This is a genomic window from Sphingopyxis granuli, assembly GCF_001559015.1.
GTDB lineage: Bacteria > Pseudomonadota > Alphaproteobacteria > Sphingomonadales > Sphingomonadaceae > Sphingopyxis > Sphingopyxis granuli.
In genome coordinates this window covers 1,816,744-1,834,201 of sequence record NZ_CP012199.1, presented here as the reverse complement: position 1 = coordinate 1,834,201, position 17,458 = coordinate 1,816,744, and the positions used below count along the sequence as shown (strand labels likewise).

The 17,458-nt window shown below is 66.7% G+C and carries 16 protein-coding genes; 6 read left to right on the top strand and 10 right to left on the bottom strand.

Features of this window, described 5'->3' with window-relative positions; genetic code table 11:
- Positions 1-3: 3 nt before the first annotated feature.
- The 4 genes from SGRAN_RS08375 to SGRAN_RS08360 all read left to right on the top strand — a co-directional run bounded on the left by SGRAN_RS08375 (position 4) and on the right by SGRAN_RS08360 (position 5,041).
- Positions 4-1,056, top strand: coding sequence for a potassium channel family protein (locus tag SGRAN_RS08375; RefSeq protein ID WP_067106266.1), 1,053 nt, complete (start codon positions 4-6; stop codon positions 1,054-1,056).
- A gap of 199 nt (positions 1,057-1,255) precedes the next feature.
- The gene (locus SGRAN_RS08370; RefSeq protein WP_067182530.1) at positions 1,256-3,562 is read left to right on the top strand and encodes a catecholate siderophore receptor Fiu; all 2,307 of its coding nucleotides are present in this window, start codon (positions 1,256-1,258) and stop codon (positions 3,560-3,562) included.
- Between the two features lie 74 nt (positions 3,563-3,636).
- On the top strand, positions 3,637-4,314 hold the full coding sequence (locus SGRAN_RS08365; RefSeq protein ID WP_067182528.1) for a Fe2+-dependent dioxygenase: 678 nt from the start codon (positions 3,637-3,639) through the stop codon (positions 4,312-4,314).
- Positions 4,315-4,342: 28 nt separating this feature from the next.
- On the top strand, positions 4,343-5,041 hold the full coding sequence (locus SGRAN_RS08360; RefSeq protein ID WP_237233943.1) for an energy transducer TonB: 699 nt from the start codon (positions 4,343-4,345) through the stop codon (positions 5,039-5,041).
- Between the two features lie 9 nt (positions 5,042-5,050).
- On the opposite strand, the gene SGRAN_RS08355 is transcribed toward SGRAN_RS08360, so the two are convergent.
- From SGRAN_RS08355 to SGRAN_RS08335, 5 genes are all read right to left on the bottom strand, one after another.
- The gene (locus SGRAN_RS08355) at positions 5,051-5,917 is read right to left on the bottom strand and encodes an FAD:protein FMN transferase (protein ID WP_082737160.1); all 867 of its coding nucleotides are present in this window, start codon (positions 5,915-5,917) and stop codon (positions 5,051-5,053) included.
- A gap of 92 nt (positions 5,918-6,009) precedes the next feature.
- Complete coding sequence (locus SGRAN_RS08350) at positions 6,010-6,843, bottom strand: DUF4198 domain-containing protein (protein ID WP_067106260.1); 834 nt, start codon at positions 6,841-6,843, stop codon at positions 6,010-6,012.
- Positions 6,844-6,859: 16 nt separating this feature from the next.
- Positions 6,860-7,384 carry a DUF2271 domain-containing protein gene (locus tag SGRAN_RS08345; protein ID WP_067182525.1) on the bottom strand — a complete coding sequence of 175 codons (525 nt, stop codon included), beginning with the start codon at positions 7,382-7,384 and terminating at the stop codon, positions 6,860-6,862.
- Between the two features lie 13 nt (positions 7,385-7,397).
- Entirely contained in the window at positions 7,398-8,051 is a 654-nt protein-coding gene (locus SGRAN_RS08340; protein WP_067182523.1) for a PepSY-associated TM helix domain-containing protein, read from the bottom strand.
- Positions 8,052-8,314: 263 nt separating this feature from the next.
- Positions 8,315-9,865 (bottom strand): catalase, encoded by a 1,551-nt coding sequence (locus tag SGRAN_RS08335; protein WP_067182521.1) that lies wholly within the window; start codon positions 9,863-9,865, stop codon positions 8,315-8,317.
- Between the two features lie 187 nt (positions 9,866-10,052).
- On the opposite strand from SGRAN_RS08335, the gene SGRAN_RS08330 reads away from it, so the two are divergent.
- A complete protein-coding gene (locus tag SGRAN_RS08330; RefSeq protein ID WP_082737439.1) occupies positions 10,053-11,651 on the top strand; it encodes an ISL3 family transposase in 1,599 nt (532 codons plus the stop codon).
- A gap of 131 nt (positions 11,652-11,782) precedes the next feature.
- On the opposite strand, the gene SGRAN_RS08325 is transcribed toward SGRAN_RS08330, so the two are convergent.
- Complete coding sequence (locus SGRAN_RS08325; protein WP_067182517.1) at positions 11,783-12,133, bottom strand: DUF2200 domain-containing protein; 351 nt, start codon at positions 12,131-12,133, stop codon at positions 11,783-11,785.
- Between SGRAN_RS08325 and SGRAN_RS08320 the strand changes: the two genes are divergently transcribed.
- Positions 12,122-12,520 (top strand): hypothetical protein, encoded by a 399-nt coding sequence (locus SGRAN_RS08320; RefSeq protein WP_210434216.1) that lies wholly within the window; start codon positions 12,122-12,124, stop codon positions 12,518-12,520. The two genes, SGRAN_RS08325 and SGRAN_RS08320, sit on opposite strands and share 12 nt — an antisense overlap.
- Before the next feature lie 10 nt (positions 12,521-12,530).
- On the opposite strand, the gene SGRAN_RS08315 is transcribed toward SGRAN_RS08320, so the two are convergent.
- From SGRAN_RS08315 to SGRAN_RS08300, 4 genes are read right to left on the bottom strand one after another with little or no spacing between them, the layout of a single operon-like run.
- Positions 12,531-13,709, bottom strand: a complete 1,179-nt coding sequence (locus SGRAN_RS08315) for a dipeptidase (protein WP_067182509.1) — start codon at positions 13,707-13,709, stop codon at positions 12,531-12,533.
- Positions 13,706-15,283 (bottom strand): serine hydrolase, encoded by a 1,578-nt coding sequence (locus tag SGRAN_RS08310; RefSeq protein ID WP_067182506.1) that lies wholly within the window; start codon positions 15,281-15,283, stop codon positions 13,706-13,708. Before SGRAN_RS08310 ends, SGRAN_RS08315 begins: the two co-directional genes overlap by 4 nt.
- Positions 15,280-16,413 carry a YkvI family membrane protein gene (locus SGRAN_RS08305; protein ID WP_067182505.1) on the bottom strand — a complete coding sequence of 378 codons (1,134 nt, stop codon included), beginning with the start codon at positions 16,411-16,413 and terminating at the stop codon, positions 15,280-15,282. Before SGRAN_RS08305 ends, SGRAN_RS08310 begins: the two co-directional genes overlap by 4 nt.
- Positions 16,410-17,450, bottom strand: coding sequence for a DUF1611 domain-containing protein (locus SGRAN_RS08300; protein WP_067182501.1), 1,041 nt, complete (start codon positions 17,448-17,450; stop codon positions 16,410-16,412). The genes SGRAN_RS08305 and SGRAN_RS08300 overlap by 4 nt, the downstream gene beginning before the upstream one ends.
- Positions 17,451-17,458: the final 8 nt, after the last annotated feature.

Sequence of the window (17,458 nt, the reverse complement as noted above, 5' to 3'; positions counted from 1 at the left end):
CCGATGGCCAGACGACTACCCCGGAGCGTCCAGCGCCAGTTCGACGTCCTGCGCCGCGCGACCCGCTGGCCGATCTGGGCCGACCTGGTCACACGGCTGGGTGTCGCCTTCCTGCTGATCGGGATCGCGGTGGCGATCCACTGGGTCGGGCGCGACGGGCTGGTCGATCACGAGGACGGTGCCATCAGCTTCCTCGATGTCGTCTATTTCACGATGATCTCGGTCACCACCACCGGCTTCGGCGACATCACCCCGGTGTCCGACCGGGCGCGGCTGGTCGAGGCGGTGGTGGTCACGCCGATCCGCATCGCCGTGCTCTTCATCTTCGTCGGCACCGCCTATCAATTCGTCCTCAAACGCACATGGGAAAAATGGCGCATGGCCCGCATCCAGGCAAAGCTCACCAACCATATCGTCGTTCTCGGCTTCGGTGTCAGCGGCAGCGAAGCCGTCAAGGAACTGATCGTGCGCGGCACCGATCCGTCGAAGATCGTCGTCATCGACCCGGCGCGCGGCCGCGTCGCCGCCGCCGAGCACATGGGCTGCAACGTGATGGAGGGCGACGCGTCGAACGACGACACGCTGCTGCACATCCGCATCAACGAAGCGAAGAGCGTGCTCGTTTCCGCCGGGCGCGACGACACCTCGATCCTGATCGTGCTCACCGTGCGCCATCTCGCGCCGCACGTTCCGATCAGCGTCGTCATCCGCACTCAGGACAATGAACTTCTCGCGCGGCAGGCAGGCGCCAACAACGTCATCAACCCGGTCAGCTTCACCGGCCTGCTGCTCGCGGGGTCGGCCGAGGGCGCGCATGTCGCCGATTATATGGCCGATCTGGCGGCCGCCGGCGGCCGGGTGCAGTTGAGTGAGCGCCGGGTCAGCCCCGAGGAGATCGGCCGCGGCCTCGATACGCTCGCCAGCGGCGGACGCGGCCTGCGCCTCTATCGCGGCGGCAAGCCCTACGGCTTCTGGGAACCCGAAGCCCAGGCGCTGCAGGCGGGCGACCTGGTGGTCGAGGTCGTCCCCTGCAAGGACAGCGAAGCGCAGGCGTAGCCCGCCCGACGCGCGACAATCCCCGTATACTACTGCGTCGCGGTTTCAATTTGCCGCATGGCGGAAAGCCCATGAACCGCCTGCAACGGCGCCTTGGCGCGCAAAATGCCGACGGAATGTAAAAAGGCGCTTGCTTTTCTCGCGAATGACTCGCAATAGCGCGCCATTATTTCCATCATGGATCAAAAAGGGGGCATGAATGTCATTCTTGCGTTTGCGTGAATCACTGGCGGCAGCGGCGCCGGCCTATCTGGCTCTGGGTTGCTTCGGCCTCGCCGTTTCGCCCGCGGCTGCTCAGGACAGCGGATCGGAAGCGAAGGCGCCGCGGCTCGGCGGGGTCACCGTGACCGACACCGCGATCGACGACGAAGGCTATAAGGTCGACCGTCCGTCCTCGCCGAAATTCACGCAGCCGCTGCGCGACACGCCCCAGACGATCCAGGTGATCGACAAGCAGCTGTTCAACGAACAAGGGGCGACGACGCTGACCGAGGTGCTGCGCAACAGCCCCGGCGTCGGCACCTTCTATGCCGGCGAGAACGGCAATACGACGAGCGGCGACGCGATCCGCATGCGCGGCTTCGACACGTCGAACAGCATCTTCGTCGACGGCATCCGCGATCTGGGCTCGATCTCGCGCGACATCTTCAACACCGAAGCGGTCGAGGTTCAGAAAGGACCGGCAGGCACCGACAATGGCCGCACCGCACCGACGGGCGCGATCAACATGGTGTCGAAGCGGGCGTCGCTCGAAAGCGCGCTGTCGGGCACGCTTTCGGTCGGCGTCGACGGGCAGAAGCGCGTGACGGCTGATGTCAACCAGACGCTGGGCGACCTGAGCAACAGCGCGTTGCGGCTGAATGTCCTGTGGCAGGACAGCGATGTTCCCGGCCGCGATCATGTCGAGAACCAGCGGCTCGGTCTCGCCGCCTCGCTCGGCTTCGGCCTCGAAACCGCGACCCGCGCTTATCTCAATCTGCTCTATGTCGATCAGGACAATATTCCCGACGGCTATGTCCCGACGATCGCCCTGCCCGGATGGCAACCCCAGGCCGGACAGGAAGCGCTGGCCGGCCATCCCGTCGATTCAAGGAATTTCTACGGCACGCGCAAGGATCATGACGACGTCCGGGCGCAGATGGCGACATTCATCGTCGAACATGATTTCTCCGATAATGTGCGGCTGTCCAACGTCGCGCGCTGGGGCGAGACCAGGCAGGACTATCTGCTGACCGCATTCATGTCGACGAACGCCAACATCGTCGGCGATCCTGCGAATCCCAACGACCTGTCCGCCTATACGATGACGCGCGGCAACCCCACGATCCGCGACGCGCGAAACCGCATCCTGACCGACCAGCTCAACCTGCGGGCCGATTTCGCGACCGGTGCGATCGAGCATAATCTGAGCCTCGGTGCCGAGATCACCAGCGAAAAGCAGATCACCTACGGCCACAGTTCCTCGGGCACCCTGCCGGTCGCCAATCTCTACGATCCCGACTGGAACGACACGAGCAACTACACCCATTCGCGCAACGGCACCGCTTCGCGGGGCAAGACGAATACGCTGGCCTTCTATGCCTTCGACACCGCGAAATTCTTTGACGGGCTCTTGCTGGTGACCGGCGGCATTCGCCTCGATCATTACAAGACGACCTATGTCAGCACGGCCGTCTGCAACAACGGAACCGGCCGCGGTGCCGTGCCCTGCGGTACCGCGCCCGTAGGCTCGATCGTGACCACCGCCGACCTGACGGCCAAGGACACGCTGTTCAACTGGAAGCTGGGAGCGGTGCTGAAGCCCAGCGAGCCGGTCAGCCTCTACGTGAACTATGCGCTGTCGCAGCAGCCCCCGGGCGGCGACAACTTCACCCTGGCCACTGGCAACAGCGCCAACAACCCGGACTTCGCTCCCCAAAAGGCCAAGACGATCGAGGCCGGCGTCAAGCTGGACGCACTGGACGGCGCACTCGCCTTCAACGCGGCGGTGTTCCAGACCAAGGTGCTGAACGAGGTCAACGCCGCCGACCCGTCCGACATCCAGAGCGGATCGAAGCGCGTGCGGGGCTTCGAACTGTCGGTCGTGGGCAACATCACCGACGACTGGTCGATCTCCGCCGGATACGGGCATCAGAAGACCAAGGTCACGAACGGCGGCGCGGTCGCCGTCGACGGCAGCACCGGCCTGACCTACGCCCCCGACGACAGCTTCTCGTCATGGACCAGCTATCGCGCGCCCTTCGGGCTCGAGATTGCCGGCGGCGTCCGCTACACCAGCGGAATGCGGCGCGGGACCGACGGCGCGGCCGGCACGCCGCCCCGCACCCAGGGCTACACGGTCGTCGACGCGCTGCTGGGCTATGCGGTCAACGACAATGTCACGCTGCGGGTGAATGCCTATAACCTGTTCGACAAACATTATGTCGCGGCGATCAACAAGAGCGGCTATCGCTACACGCCGGGGCAGCCGCAAACCTTCCTGTTCAGCGCCGACTTCCGTTTCTAGGTCGGCGCGGAACGGGCCTGGGCGGGGGACGTGGCGCGCCCCCGCCTTCGCCGTTTGAAAGGATCTGGATCGGCATGTTGCTGCATATTCCGAACATCCTGTCGGCCGAGGAGGTAGCGGCGGTCCGCGCCCGGCTCGACGGCGCCGAGTGGACCGACGGGCGCGAGACGGTCGGAGCGCAGGGTGCCCGCGTCAAGCGCAACGAGCAACTGCCCGATAACCTGCCGCTGAAGGCCGAACTGGGAGCCACGGTGCTCGCCGCGCTGCAGCGATCGCCGCTGTTCTTCGCCTCCGCGCTGCCGCGCAAGATCCTGCCGCCGCGCTTCAACCGCTATGCGGGCGGCGGCGAATATGGTTTCCACGTCGACGGTGCGGTGATGCGTCTGGGAGAGGGCGAACATCTGCGGTCGGACCTGTCCTGCACCCTCTTTCTCAACGATCCGACCGACTATGAGGGCGGCGCGCTGGTCATCAGCGATACGTATGGCGAGCATCGCGTCGCGCTGCCAGCGGGGGACGCCATCCTCTATCCTTCGAGCAGCCTTCACCGCGTCGAACCGGTGACACGCGGCGCGCGCATCGCATCCTTTTTCTGGATTCAAAGCCTGGTGCGGGACGAAAGCTTGCGGCGGATGCTTCTCGAACTGGATACGGCGATCCAGAAACTCACCCTCGATGGGGCCGATAATGATGCTGTCCTTCAACTCACCTGCGTCTACCACAACCTGCTGCGACGCTGGTCGGAAACCTGAACGCGAGGCCCGAGAGCGCTTCGCCGCCGTGCCCCCGCCCCGTTCCGCCCGCCCGGTCGAGGCGGCGGCCGGAGGCGGCGGCGCCGTGCATCGCTATGGCGAGGCATCGCGCCCCAACCCGATCGCCGCCGGACTGGCGCTGTTGCTGACCGCGGTGCTGATCGCCGCGCTCGTCCACAGCGGGATTCGCCACGCGCACACGAAGGCGACCAGGCTGGCGGTGGTCAACCTGTCGATGGCGCCGCCACCGCCCCCGCCCGCACCCGCCGAGACGCCGCCGCCGCCACAGCCGCGCGCCACCATGCCGCAGCCGCTGGTCGTGCTGCCCAATCCCCGGCCGGTGCAGATTGCGGTTCCCGACCCCGAACCGGCCGCGCCGATCGCGGTTTCCGTTCCGGCCGCTCCCCCGGCGCCGCCCGCTCCGCCGGCACCGCCGTCGACGATCCAGGCCGACGACCTTGCGACGCGCATGCTGTCGGGGCCTCCGCCGCGCTATCCGACCGAAAGTCGCCGCCACCGCGAGCGGGGAACGGTGCTTCTGTCGGTGACGCTGGGCGTCGACGGATCCGTCGCGGCGATCAGCGTCGCGCGAACCAGCGGCTTTCAGCGCCTGGACGAAGCCGCGCTGCGCGCGGTGCGGAAATGGCGCTGGGCGCCGACGATCCGCAACGGCGAAGCCGTGCGCGTCAGGGGCGTCGTCGAAATCCCCTTTGTCCTGCGCGGATAGCGAAGCCGCTCAATCGAGCATCGCGCGCCACGCGCGCGACACATATTCGCGCTCGTCCGCGATCAGGCAGGCAGCGAGCCCGTGGGCGTCGGCCATGTCGAGCGCCGCCGCCGGCCCGGCGACGGTCAGCGCGGTCGCCCAGCCGTCGGCCATCATGCAACTGCGATGGATCACCGTCGCCGACGTCATGCCGTTGCGGATCGGCAGACCGGTGCGCGGATCGAAGCTGTGCGAGTAGCGGCGGCCCTCTATCTCCAGACCACGCCGATAATCGCCCGACGTCGCCACCGACAGGTCGTGCAGCGCGATGCGCCAGGGCAGCCCGTTCCAACCGGGCGGCGGCTCGACATCGACCCACCATGGATGGCCGTCGGGCCTGATCCCCTCGCCCCGCAGTTCGCCCCCCACCTCGATCAGGAAATGGCGTACGCCGGCGTCGCGCAGCCGCTCGGCCGCGAGGTCGACGCCATAGCCCTTGGCGATGCCTGACAAATCGAGCGATGCGCCCTCCTCGCGGCGCAGCTTCCCGGCCTGCCGGTCGAAGGCGATGCCGCCGCGCGGCGCGGCGATCGAGGGGTCCGGGCGCGCCGCCACCGGCCCCGCGCTGCCGAAACCCCACGCCTCGGTCAGGCGCCCCAGTCCCGGATCGAAAGCGCCGCCGCTGGCGTCGGCGATGGCGAGCGCCGCCTCGACGACCTGTAGCAGTTCGGAAGGGACCGCCTGCCACGCCCCGGCCGGGGCGCGGTTGAAGCGCGACAGGTCGGAGTGCGGCTCCCACTGGCTCATCTGCGCGACGACGAGGTCGAGCGCGCGCTGGACGACGGCCGCCGCATCGCGCGGCGGCGCGACGGCCTGCAGGCTCCAGTCGGTCCCCATGCTGGTTCCCGAAAAGCGCTCGATCCCCGCCGGCGCATCGCGCTTCGCAAAGGCGGCGGGGGTCAGCGCCCGCGGGATGAGGACGCGGTCGTTCAGGGTGCCATCACCTCGAGCGTCGTGACATAGCTCGCCCGGCGCTGCGGCTGGGCCGGCGCCGCGCCCTCTTCGCCCTGCTCGGCGCGCGGCGTGGTGACGTTGACCCAATAGAGGCCCGCCTCGGGCCACGTCACCGTGACGCGGCCGTCGGCACCGGTCGTCAGGTCGATCTGGCCGAGCTGGTCGCGATAGCGGATGCCGCCGGGGATCACGGTCACCGTCAGGCCCGCCGCGGGCTTGCCGTCGAGCAGGAACTGGAAGGTCGCCGCCTCGCCCGCATAAAGGTCGTTCGGATGCGTCACCGGGACCAGTTCGATCCCCTTGCCGGTCGTCTGGAACACCGTCGTCGTCGGTTCGCCGACGGTGACGAAAATCTCGTTGCGGTTGTTCGATTCCGCCGTCCGCACATTGGTCGCGCCGGCAGGCAGCCGCTCGGCAAGGTTGGCGGTGGTGGTGCCGCGCGGCAGGCGCTCCGTCTTGCCGTTCAGGTCATAGCTGCCCATCAGCGCGTCCGACGCGGTTCCGATCTTCCACGTCCCCTTCTGCGTCAGATGGACGTCGAACGTGCTGCGATAGCGGCCGGTCGAACCATGCTCGATCTGCGCCTCGCTGCCGTCGGGCGCCCAGGCCTTGATCCCGTCGAGCCGCAGCGGCTGGTGCTCGAAATAGAAGAGGTCGTTCGACACCGCCGCATCGACCGTGACCCAGACGTCATCGCCCGACAGCACGGTCGCCGACGGCATCATCCACTGCCGATGCGCGCTTGCCGGCGTCACGGCCAGCGCCGACAAGGCGATCGTCGCCGCCAGTCCCAGGATTCGCTTTTTCATCGTTCGCCCTTTCGTATCAACGGAATGAGATGGAGACGGCGCCCAGCTCGCTGGTGCCCGCGGCGCGGCCGCCCGCACCCGCCTTCGCCGGCCAGGTGAAGGGGATGCGCAGCAGCTCGCGCCCCCCGACCTCGCGCGCCGCCTCTATGACCAGCGTATATTGCCCCGGCGCCGTCGCGCCGAGCTGCGCGCGCGAAAAGCTGACCTTGTGCGTCCCGGGCGCGCGCGTCGCGCCGGTGACGCCGTTCGCGGGAAAGGTCATCGAGCGGCCCGACACGCGCCACCACTGGCGAACGTCGCGGAGCCATTTCGTGCCCTCGCCATTCTTCATGTCGTAGTCGTACCAGACCGCGACCGTCTTGGCCGGGGCCCCCTCCTTCTCCACCCAGATGGCGACATAGGGCCGATGATATTCGGCGACCTTGAGCCGCGGGATGGTGACGGTCACGTCCATCGTGCCCGGCGCGGCGGCCAGCGCCGGGGCCGCGAGCGCGGCAGACAGCGTTCCGCCGATCAGGATCGTCCGCATGGGTGAAGTCATGACTGTTGCCCTCCTAGTGAATAGAGACGATGGCGATTGCGGCGGGGATCGCAAGCCCGGCCGCGACGATCGGCCAGGTCGATCTGCGCTTGGCCGCGTGAAGCTGAAGCAGGAACAGCCCGGTGATCGCGAAGACCAGGCAGGCGAAGGCGAAGATGTCGATGAACAGGCTCCACGCGCCGCCCGAATTGCGCCCCTTGTGCAGGTCGTTGAGGTAGGAGATCCAGCCGCGGTCGGTGATCTCCGCGCTGGCAGCACCGGTGGCGCGGTCGATCGCGACCCAGGCGTCGCCGCCAGGACGCGGCGCGGGCAGATAGACTTCGCCGTCCGACCATTCGGCATCGGCCGACACCTTGACGGGGAAATGCGCCTCGACCCACGCGGCGACGGACGGGGGCAGCGGCGCCTTTTCATCCGCCTCGCCGGCGGGGGCCGCCCCGGCGAGCTGATCGAGCAGCGCGGGGGGCAATTGCGCCGTCCGCGCCGACACCTGCGGCGCCGCCTCGATATCGGCGGCATGGTTCAGCGTGAAGCCGGTGATCGCGAACAGCAGCAGCCCGATCAGGCAGATCGCCGAGCTCATCCAGTGCCACGTGTGAAGCTGTTTCAACCAAAAAGCCTTGCGCCCGCGCTTCGGACCGGCTTGACGTGACGATGATCGGGACATGATAGGCGAAAGGTTCCGTTGCACAGCGCGATGGCAGTCGCCCTATCCAGAACGATTCTCAATAGCAACAGAGAGATTGTCGCAAAACCTCTCAAATTCCGCGAAATGAGGCCGGTCAACTTCGATAGCTGTCCGCTGCTGGCGGCCGGAAGGATCACCGTCTTTGTGAAGGGCCGCAGGCGTCGGAGCGACCTCCAGCCTTCGGCTTGCCTTGCCGATGGCTGGAGATCGCTTCCCCGGCCAACGCCGGAGGACGGCTTCGGTCAGCCCCCGATCGTTGCAGCCAGACGCCGCGAATTCTGCGGCGGCGTTTCGGGTTCGGCCGGCAATTCGGTCGCGGGCCGGACGGTCATCCCCAGCGCCGCGGCGACGCCAGCCCCATAGGCGGGGTCGCAGCGGGTGCAATTGTCGATGTGCCGCTGCTTGATGAAGGCCGGCGCATCGCCCATCGCCCGCGCCGTATTGTCGAACAGCACCTGCTGTTGCTCCGGGCGCATCTGCTGGAACAGCTTGCGCGGCTGGGTGAAATAATCATCGTCGTCGTCGCGGAAATTCCAGTGCGCCGCGTCGCCGCTGATGCGCAGCGGCGGTTCGCCATAGTCGGGCTGCTGCTGCCACTGGCCGAAGCTGTTCGGCTCGTAATGCGGGCGGCTGCCGTAATTGCCGTCGACCCGTCCTGCGCCGTCGCGCTGGTTGCTCATCACCGGGCAGCGCGCGGCGTTGACCGGAATCTGGTGATAGTTGACGCCGAGCCGGTAACGCTGGGCATCGGCATAGTTGAACAGGCGCGCCTGCAGCATCCGGTCGGGCGACACGCCGATTCCCGGCACCAGGTTTGACGGCGCGAAAGCGCTCTGTTCGACATCGGCGAAGAAATTGTCCGGATTGCGGTTGAGTTCGAACTCGCCGACCTCGATCAGCGGATAGTCCGCCTTGTACCACACCTTGGTCAGGTCGAAGGGGTGGAAGCGATAGGTCTCGGCATCGGCCTCCGGCATGATCTGGACATACATCGTCCATTTCGGGAAATCGCCGCGCTCGATCGCCTCGTACAGGTCGCGCTGGTGCGATTCGCGGTCGCCACCGACCAGCGCCGCCGCCTCCGCATCGGTCAGGTTCGCAATGCCCTGCTGGGTCCTGAAATGGAACTTGACCCAGAAGCGCTCGCCCGCCTCGTTCCAGAAGCTGTAGGTGTGGCTGCCGAAACCGTGCATGTGGCGATAGCTTTTCGGGATGCCGCGGTCGGACATCACGACGGTCACCTGGTGGAACGCCTCGGGCAGCAGCGTCCAGAAATCCCAGTTGTTGGTGGCGCTGCGCATGTTGGTGCGCGGGTCGCGCTTCACCGCCTTGTTGAGGTCGGGGAATTTGCGCGGGTCGCGCAGGAAGAAGACCGGGGTATTGTTCCCCACCATGTCCCAATTGCCTTCCTCGGTATAGAATTTCAGCGCGAAGCCGCGGATGTCGCGCTCGGCGTCGGCCGCGCCGCGCTCGCCCGCGACGGTGGTGAAGCGCGCGAACATCTCGGTCTTCTTGCCCACTTCGCTGAAGATTTTCGCGCGGGTGTAGCGGCTGATGTCGTGAGTCACGGTGAAGGTGCCGAAGGCGCCCGAACCCTTGGCGTGCATGCGCCGCTCCGGGATCACCTCACGCACGAAATTGGCGAGCTTCTCGTTGAGCCACACGTCCTGGGCGAGCAACGGGCCGCGCGGGCCGGCGGTCAGGCTGTCCTGATTGTCGGACACGGGCGCGCCGAATGCCGTCGTCAGATGGGAAACCGGACACTGGCCGGCGTCGGGATGCGTCTTGGTCATGGCAGTTCCTCCTCTCGAAATGGCGATACCCCCTGTTAGACCGGCAAGCTCAATTCATCAGCTTCATAAAAATCGTCATTCTCATCGAAAAAGGGCTCATCCGCAAATATGGTGCAAGTTGGGGGATTCACGCGCGAATCGGGAGCGTGCATAGAGTGGGGATTACGGTCAGCGATGGTATTTGCGCGTGTTCCAGACATCTGCCGGTTCTCCCGTTCCTGAAGGTTTAACGATTGTCCGTCGCAGCGACACAGCGCAGGGCGAGCTTCATCTGACGGTGAAGCCGGTTCAGCGTTCGTCAGCCTGTCCCGGCTGCGCACGGCGGTCCGACCGCATTCACAGCCATTACGAGCGCCGGCCGCGCGACCTGCCCTGGCATGGACGGATTGTGCGGATGACGCTCAGGGTGCGGCGCTTTCGCTGCGGGACGCCCGCCTGCAAGGTACGGATATTCGCGGAGCGGCTGCCCGGGGTGGTTGCTTCTAGAGCACAGCGCTCCGTCAGGCTCGCCGACAGCCAGCGGGCGATCGGCCTTGCCGCCGGCGGCGAGCCGGGGTCCCGTCTTGCGCACCGGCTGGCGATGCCGGTGAGCGGCGATAGCTTGCTGCGGATGATCCGGTCGGCGCCTGTGCCGGATTTTATCGCCCCGACCATTGTCGGCATCGATGATTGGGCATGGCGCCGCGGCCAGCGCTATGGAACGATCATCTGCGATCTGGAGCGCAATCGCGTTCTGGATCTGCTTCCCGATCGCAACGCGGACAGCGTGGCCGGCTGGCTCCGGCGCTATCCGGGGATACAGGTCGTCGCACGCGATCGCGCCGGCCTTTATGCCGATGGAGCAAGGCGCGGGGCGCCAGACGCTGTGCAGGTGGCTGATCGCTGGCATCTGCTCCGCGGACTGGGGGACGCACTGCGCGAGGCTGTGGGCCGCCATCGTGGCGCCGTGTCGGCGGCGGTGAAATGCATGACAGGGACGCAGGCTCGCCTTCCACCGGCCGCTCCCGGTCTCGCCAGATTGCGAACCGGTCGAAAATCAGCGCGTCGCGCGCGATGGGAAGAAATCTGCCGCCTTCGCGCGCAAGGCCATCCCGTATCGCACATCGCCGGTCTGACCGGCATCAGCCAGCGCACGGTTCAGCGGTGGCTGGCCGCGGGCGGTGAACCCGAACATATCCGTCCTTCTTCATCCTCGCATCTGCTCGCACCTTATGAAGACTGGCTCGAGAGCCGATGGCAGGCGGGATGTCAGGTCGGGCAGCAGCTCTGGCGGGATCTGAAGGAACATGGCTACAGGGGGAGCCGGAATAGCATTGCCCGATGGGCCGCCCGACGGCGGGCCCGCGACAATCTACAGACAACAGCGGAGCCGGAGCAGCAGACGCGGACCGGCTGGAAAGCCCCGTCACGCCGACGCTGTGCCTGGTATCTGAGCCAGGATCCCGGTCAGATCGATGCGGATGCCAGGGCTTTCCTCCATCATCTCTATGCGCGGGCACCGGAACTTTGCACGGTGGCCGGGCTCGCCGCAGAGTTCATCGCGCTCCTCGATGGCAACGACGTGACCAGGCTCGATAGATGGCTCGAACAGGCTGCAGACAGTGAAGTCGCCAGCTTTGCGGCCGGCATCGCGCGCGACATCGATGCCGTGAAGGGCGCGATTACGACCCGCTGGACAACGAGCCCGGTCGAAGGTCAGATCAACCGGGTCAAAGCCATAAAGCGACAGATGTACGGACGCGCTGACTACCAGCTCCTCCGGCAGCGGGTTCTGCTCGCCGCCTGACTGATCATCGATCAGGCTTCCAAAAGCCTCGTCGGCCAGCCTGCACCAAATTTGCGGATGAGCCCGAAAAAGTCGATCAAGATTGATCGCAACGCAAGGTAAGGCTGATGAACCCGGGCCGCTCCTTCGAACTATCCGCGCAGGATTTTCGCCATGGCCTTCCCGCGGGCCAGTTCGTCGACGAGCTTGTCGAGATAACGGATCTCCCGCATCGTCGACTCCTGAATCTCTTCGACACGAACGCCGCAAATCACGCCCGTAACCAGCGATCGCAAGGGATTCATTCGAGGCGCCTGGGCGAAGAAATCCTCGAAGCTCGTCTGCTTCGCCAGTCGATCGTCCAGCGCCTTCTGGCTGTATCCCGTCAGCCAACGGATGATCTCGTCCACCTCGGCCCTGGTGCGCCCCTTTTTCTCCGCCTTGGCGATATAGTGGGGATAAACGCTCGCGACGCTGACCGAATAGATGCGATGCTTCGCCATGCGTCCTCCTCCGTCGCCATGAACCGCGCGCCGGCTGCGCCGACCGATCATAGCATGAGAGGGAGGTTTGACCGCTATGGTGAACTCGGCCTGCTCTATGTCGATCTCAACATCGCCTTACCGGACGGAGAACGGTCGAATGGCCGGAAGCGGGCTTCGTCCGCGTCCGGCCACGAAGCGGGAATGGCGCACGGCTGCCGCCGCGCCAAATGCGGGCGCCTATCGGAACTTGAAACTCATGTTGACGCCATAGGTCACGGGCATGCCGGCAAACCGGATCACCGCATCTCCGCGCCGCGCCCGCCGACTTATGGCAAGACCTGGACGGGCAAGATCGCGCTGGCGTCGGCGCTGTTCAAGCAACCGCGACCACGGCCCGAAAAATAGCCGCCGGCGGCTACTTCCCCTGTGCGGCCAGGACGCGCAGGATGTTGCCGCTCCACATCTTCTCGATATCGGCGTCCGAATAGCCCGCCTGCTTCAGCCGTTCGGTGACCTTCGGCAGCGCCGAAATATCCTCGATCCCCTTCAGCCCGCCGCCGCCGTCCCAGTCAGCGCCGAAGCAGACATGATCGACGCCGCCGACCTCGATCGCGCGCAGCACCATCTTCATATAATCCTCGAAGTCCGCCGCCCACATCGTTTCGGTCTTGTCGAGTTCGCGCCACTGGCGCGTCAGTTCGGCCTGCGCTTCGGGGGCCAGTTCGCCGATCCGCTCATAGTCGGCGAACAGCTTCGCGCGCGCCGGCGACATCTTCATCTCCGACATGTAGATGGTGGAGATGCACATCGCGCCGCCCTTCGCCGCAAGCGCCTTCAGCCGCCCCTCGTCGAGGTTGCGCGGGTGATTATGCGCCGAACGCAGGCTCGAATGCGAAAGCAGGATCGGATATTTCGACAGCGCGAGCAGTTGATCGAAGGTTGCATCGGACGAATGGCTCGCGTCGATGACGATACCGAGCCGGTTCATCTCGGCCAGCCACTTTTCGCCGAGAGGGCTGAGGCCGTTCCAGCGCGGCTTGTCGGTCGCGCTGTCGGCGAACTGGTTGTTGAGCCCGTGCACCGGCCCCGCGAGGCGCACGCCCTTGTCGTAGAACTCGCTGAGCAGCGACAGGTCCTCGCCCAGCGGATAGCTGTTCTCGATCGACTTGAAGGCGATCAGCTTGCCTTCCCTGTCGAGCCGCCGCGCATCGTCGGCGATGCGCGCCGCGCCGATGGCGCCGTTGTTGGCGGCGATCATCCGGTCGATGCTGTCCGAACGCTTGCGCGCGTGCGCGAGCGCGGCGGCATAGCCCGCCGCGGTCAGCGGTCCCTGATCGGTGTAGATGGCGAAGAAGCCGCCATCGAGATTGCCGTCCTTCATCCGCGGGATGTCGAGTTGCGACAGGTCGGTCGCGAGGGTGTGGCGGTCGGCGAAATTCCATCCCTGCCGATCGAAATGGAGCGGGGTGTCAAGATGGGTGTCGAGCACGAGCATCCGGCCGTGCAGCGGCGCTTCGGGCGCTTTCGGCTTGTCGCCGCCGGTCGAGCATGCGGCGAGCGCGGTCGCGCCGAGCAGAATGGCGATGCGTTTCACTCCTTGTCCTCCACAGGCTTCAGGTCGAGGTCGTGATAGTCCCAACTGAAATCGGCGATCTGGCTGACCGCTTTCATCGTCACCCCGGTCACCTTGCCCCCGGCATCGAGCGCGAAGGTGACATAGGCGGGCTCTATCGCCGGATCGTCGAAATCGGTGACGAAGCTGTCGTACTGCCAATGCTTGAGGCGCCCCGCCATCCGCGGCGTCGAGGTGAAGTCGACGGTCAGCCCCTTCGCACCCGCCCCGATCACGACGTCGCCATACCAGGGATCGCGATAGCGCCCCGCATAGCCCGCGAGCGGCAGCGACGGGCCCGATTTGGCGGGTGACGCCTTCGCCTGCTTGAGGAACTCGACGCCGCCCGCAAGCCGCGCCTGATACCAATCCTCCCACTTGGTGGTCCAGCCATAGTCGGGCTGGTCCAGATAATGATCGAGCAGTTCATAGGTCAGGCCGAGCAGCATACCGCTGTCCTCGCTGTTCATCATGATCGCGAAGCCGACATTCCTGTCGGGAATCATCACGACGCGGGTGATCGATCCGAAGACGCCGCCGCCGTGCTGGATGATGCGGTGGCCGCGATAGTCCTGCACCTGCCAGCCGAGCGCATAGGCCTGTTGCGTCGGCTGCGCGGGTTTCAGCGTATCGGGCAGCGGGGTGATCGGCATCGGTGTCACCGGCGCCCACATCTCGGCCGCCTGCTTCTCGCTGAACAATCGCCTGCCGTCGGGAAGCGCGCCGTGCGCGAGCTGAATCTTGAGCCACGCCGCCATATCCTCGGCGCTGAGCGCGAGCCCGCCCGCGGGCGCGCCGTTGCGGCCGAGCTCGTCGCGCTCGTCGAGCGCCTGCTGCCGCCCGATCCCGCGCAGCACGCCCGACAGGCGCGCGTGCGGCCATGACCGGTTCGCGACGCGGAAGCGGTCTTCGCTGTCGCTCGTGGCATTCTTCATGCCGCCCGCGCGCAGCACGCGCTCGCGGATGAAATCCTCCCAGGTCTGACCAGTGACCTCCTCGATCAACTGCCCCGCGACCGCATAGAGGATATTGTCATAGGCATAGGCCGAACGGAAGCTCGTCCGGGGCTTGAGGAAAGCGATGCGTTCGGCGGTCTGCCTGCGGGTCAGGTTGGTGCGCGGCACGAACATCAGGTCGCCCTGCCCCAGTCCCAGTCCGCTGCGGTGGACGAGCAGGTCGCGGACCGTGATCTCGCGCGTTACCCACGGGTCGTACATGCGGAACCACGGCATATGCTCGATCACCGGGTCGTCCCACCCGATCCGACCTTCGTCGACGAGCACCGCGAGCGCCGCGGCGGTCATCGCCTTGCCGGTCGATCCGGTCTGGAAGATCGTCTGACCGTCGATGGGCGCACTCTCGCCGAGCTTGCGGACGCCCCAGCCGCGCGCGAGCGTGGTCCTGCCGTCCTCGACGATCGCGATCGAGACGCCGGGCGCGCCGACCTTCTGCCGCAGCGCCTCGACGCTTTCGCCGATGTCGGCGGGCGGGTCGGCCCAGACGGGCGCGGCCGCCGACAGCAGCAGCGACAGGACAAGCAGGCGAACGGGTTTCATGGCAAGACCTCCCTTCGAGGAGCAGACGACGGACGCAGCAGGCGCCAGGTGCCGAGAGTGATGAGCGGCACGACAAAGACGGCGAGGAACAGCCAGGCAAGGAAGCGGTATCCGCTGGCGATGAGCTCGACGAGGCCGATCTCGCCCGCGACGAACATGCAGCCGGTCAGGATCACCGCGCCGATCAGCGCCCGCGCGCCGGCGCCGAGCGCAGGCCGCCCCCGGCTCTCGACCGCGCCCGAGATGCGCTCGTTGATCGCGTGCACCGCGCCCGCGCCGCTTTCGAGCAGCGCCGCGAGGATCATCAGCTGGAACAGGATGTGGAAGCCCGGCACCTTCATCTGGCGCAGCAGGAAATCGGACGGCAGCGTCTCTGCCCCGATCGCGGGATAGAAGGCGATCATCGCGACGAAGAAGAGGATCGCCGGCAGCATCGACAGCGGCCCCGCGATCAGCCCCGCGACGACCGCGTCGCGCTGGCTGGTCAGATGTCGCAGCACCGGCAGGATAACCACCGCGCCGACGATATTGTAGCTCGCATAGGTGATGCCCCCCGCCATCCAGCCTGCCGATGGCGGCGGCGCGGCGGCGAACCCCTGCCCGATCAGCCCGCCGAAGCTGGCGAGCGCAAGGATCAGGAACAGGCCGTAGACGGTATAGAGAAGGATCGAGACATATTTGAACATCTGCTCGACGGCGCCCGTCCCCCAGGCGGTGACCGCGACGATCGCCACCGCCAGCAGCGCCGATCCCGCCCATTCGGGCCAGCCGAAGGTGGCGGCGCCGATCGCCGCCGCCGCCGCGCCGAACACTGCGAGGATCAGGATGACGAAGACGATATAGGCCGCCTCGAACGCGACCCAGGCGGGGCCGAGAAGCCCCTTGAAGAAGGCGCGATAATCATATGCGCCGAGTTGGCGCGCGAGCGCGAAGGTCAGCGCGGCGACGACGCTCCAGATGCCGGTCGCGAGCAGCATCGCGGCGAGCCCGCCCCACGGCCCCGAGGGCACGAAATATTCGGCAAGCTCGCGCCCCGTCGCATAGCCGCCGCCGATGATGACGGCTTTCAGCGCGAAGCCGGGAAGCAGGAAGCGCTGGAACCAGTTAGGGTTCGCCGCGCCCGCCGTCATGCGAGAATGGCGTCCACGAGCGCGGCGAAGCCCGGACCGCCGCGGATCGGATCGGCGACCGGCAACCCGAGCCGGTCGCGCTCGGCCGCCATCAGCGCTTCGGCACCGTCGGCGTCGAAGCTCGAGGTGTTGAGGCTGACGCCGCCGCAGCGGATCGCGGGATTGGTGCGGCTGCCGAGCCGGACTGTCAGGTCGATCACCTCCTCGATGCTCGGCAGGGCGAAATTCTCCATTCCCAGGATCACCTTGCGGGTCGGGTCGTGGCAGACGACGAACACGTCGGGCTGGCTGCCGTGCAACAGGCCGAGCGACACCGCGGCATAGGCAGGGTTGAAGATCGATCCCTGCCCCTCGATCAGGTCCCAATGGTCGTCGGGCGCGTCGGGGCTGAGCATTTCCGCCGCCCCGGCCTCGAAATCCGAAACCACCGCGTCCATCGGCACGCCGCCGCCCGCGATCATGATCCCCGTCTGGCCGGTGGCGCGAAAGTCGGCGTCGATGCCGCGTTCGCGAAACGCCCGATGCAGCGCCAGCGCGGTATATTTCTTGCCGAGCGCGCAATCGGTGCCGACGGTGAGCAGCCGCTTGCCGCTGCGCTTGCGCCCGTTGCCGATGGGGATCGTCGGCGGCGGGGTGCGGACGTCGATCAGCCGCCGCCCGGTCCGCCGGGCGGCCTCGACGAGCGCGGGAACGCTCGTCAGCCTGGTGTGCAGGCCGCTGACGATGTCGAGCCCGGCCTCCATCGCGTCGACCAGCACCGCCACCCACGTATCGCCGATGACGCCCCCCTGGTTCGCAACGCCGATCACCAGCGACCGGGCCCCGGCCGCGCGGGCATCGGCGGGCGACAGGCGCGGCAGGCCGGTGCTGACCGTGCAGCCGGGCGCCGACCATTCGCCGACGCAGCGGTCCGCGGCCCAGTCGGCGAGGCCGAAGGCGGTCTTGGCGTAGCCCGCCTCGGTCGTATCGCCGAGGAACAGGAGATAGGGTTGCGGCAGTGTCAGGCTGTCGGCCAGCCTGCCGAGGGGGGCATTCATCTTTTTCA

What these genes read in the sequence shown, in the direction of transcription:
- SGRAN_RS08345 (WP_067182525.1), bottom strand. Translation starts at nt 7,384, where the DNA reads ATGACTTCACCCATGCGGACGATCCTGATCGGCGGAACGCTGTCTGCC.
- SGRAN_RS08350 (WP_067106260.1), bottom strand. Translation starts at nt 6,843, where the DNA reads ATGAAAAAGCGAATCCTGGGACTGGCGGCGACGATCGCCTTGTCGGCG.
- SGRAN_RS08355 (WP_082737160.1), bottom strand. Translation starts at nt 5,917, where the DNA reads ATGGGGACCGACTGGAGCCTGCAGGCCGTCGCGCCGCCGCGCGATGCG.
- SGRAN_RS08320 (WP_210434216.1), top strand. Translation starts at nt 12,122, where the DNA reads ATGCTTCGCCATGCGTCCTCCTCCGTCGCCATGAACCGCGCGCCGGCT.
- SGRAN_RS08340 (WP_067182523.1), bottom strand. Translation starts at nt 8,051, where the DNA reads ATGTCCCGATCATCGTCACGTCAAGCCGGTCCGAAGCGCGGGCGCAAG.
- SGRAN_RS08365 (WP_067182528.1), top strand. Translation starts at nt 3,637, where the DNA reads ATGTTGCTGCATATTCCGAACATCCTGTCGGCCGAGGAGGTAGCGGCG.
- SGRAN_RS08370 (WP_067182530.1), top strand. Translation starts at nt 1,256, where the DNA reads ATGTCATTCTTGCGTTTGCGTGAATCACTGGCGGCAGCGGCGCCGGCC.
- SGRAN_RS08300 (WP_067182501.1), bottom strand. Translation starts at nt 17,450, where the DNA reads ATGAATGCCCCCCTCGGCAGGCTGGCCGACAGCCTGACACTGCCGCAA.
- SGRAN_RS08305 (WP_067182505.1), bottom strand. Translation starts at nt 16,413, where the DNA reads ATGACGGCGGGCGCGGCGAACCCTAACTGGTTCCAGCGCTTCCTGCTT.
- SGRAN_RS08325 (WP_067182517.1), bottom strand. Translation starts at nt 12,133, where the DNA reads ATGGCGAAGCATCGCATCTATTCGGTCAGCGTCGCGAGCGTTTATCCC.
- SGRAN_RS08310 (WP_067182506.1), bottom strand. Translation starts at nt 15,283, where the DNA reads ATGAAACCCGTTCGCCTGCTTGTCCTGTCGCTGCTGCTGTCGGCGGCC.
- SGRAN_RS08375 (WP_067106266.1), top strand. Translation starts at nt 4, where the DNA reads ATGGCCAGACGACTACCCCGGAGCGTCCAGCGCCAGTTCGACGTCCTG.
- SGRAN_RS08335 (WP_067182521.1), bottom strand. Translation starts at nt 9,865, where the DNA reads ATGACCAAGACGCATCCCGACGCCGGCCAGTGTCCGGTTTCCCATCTG.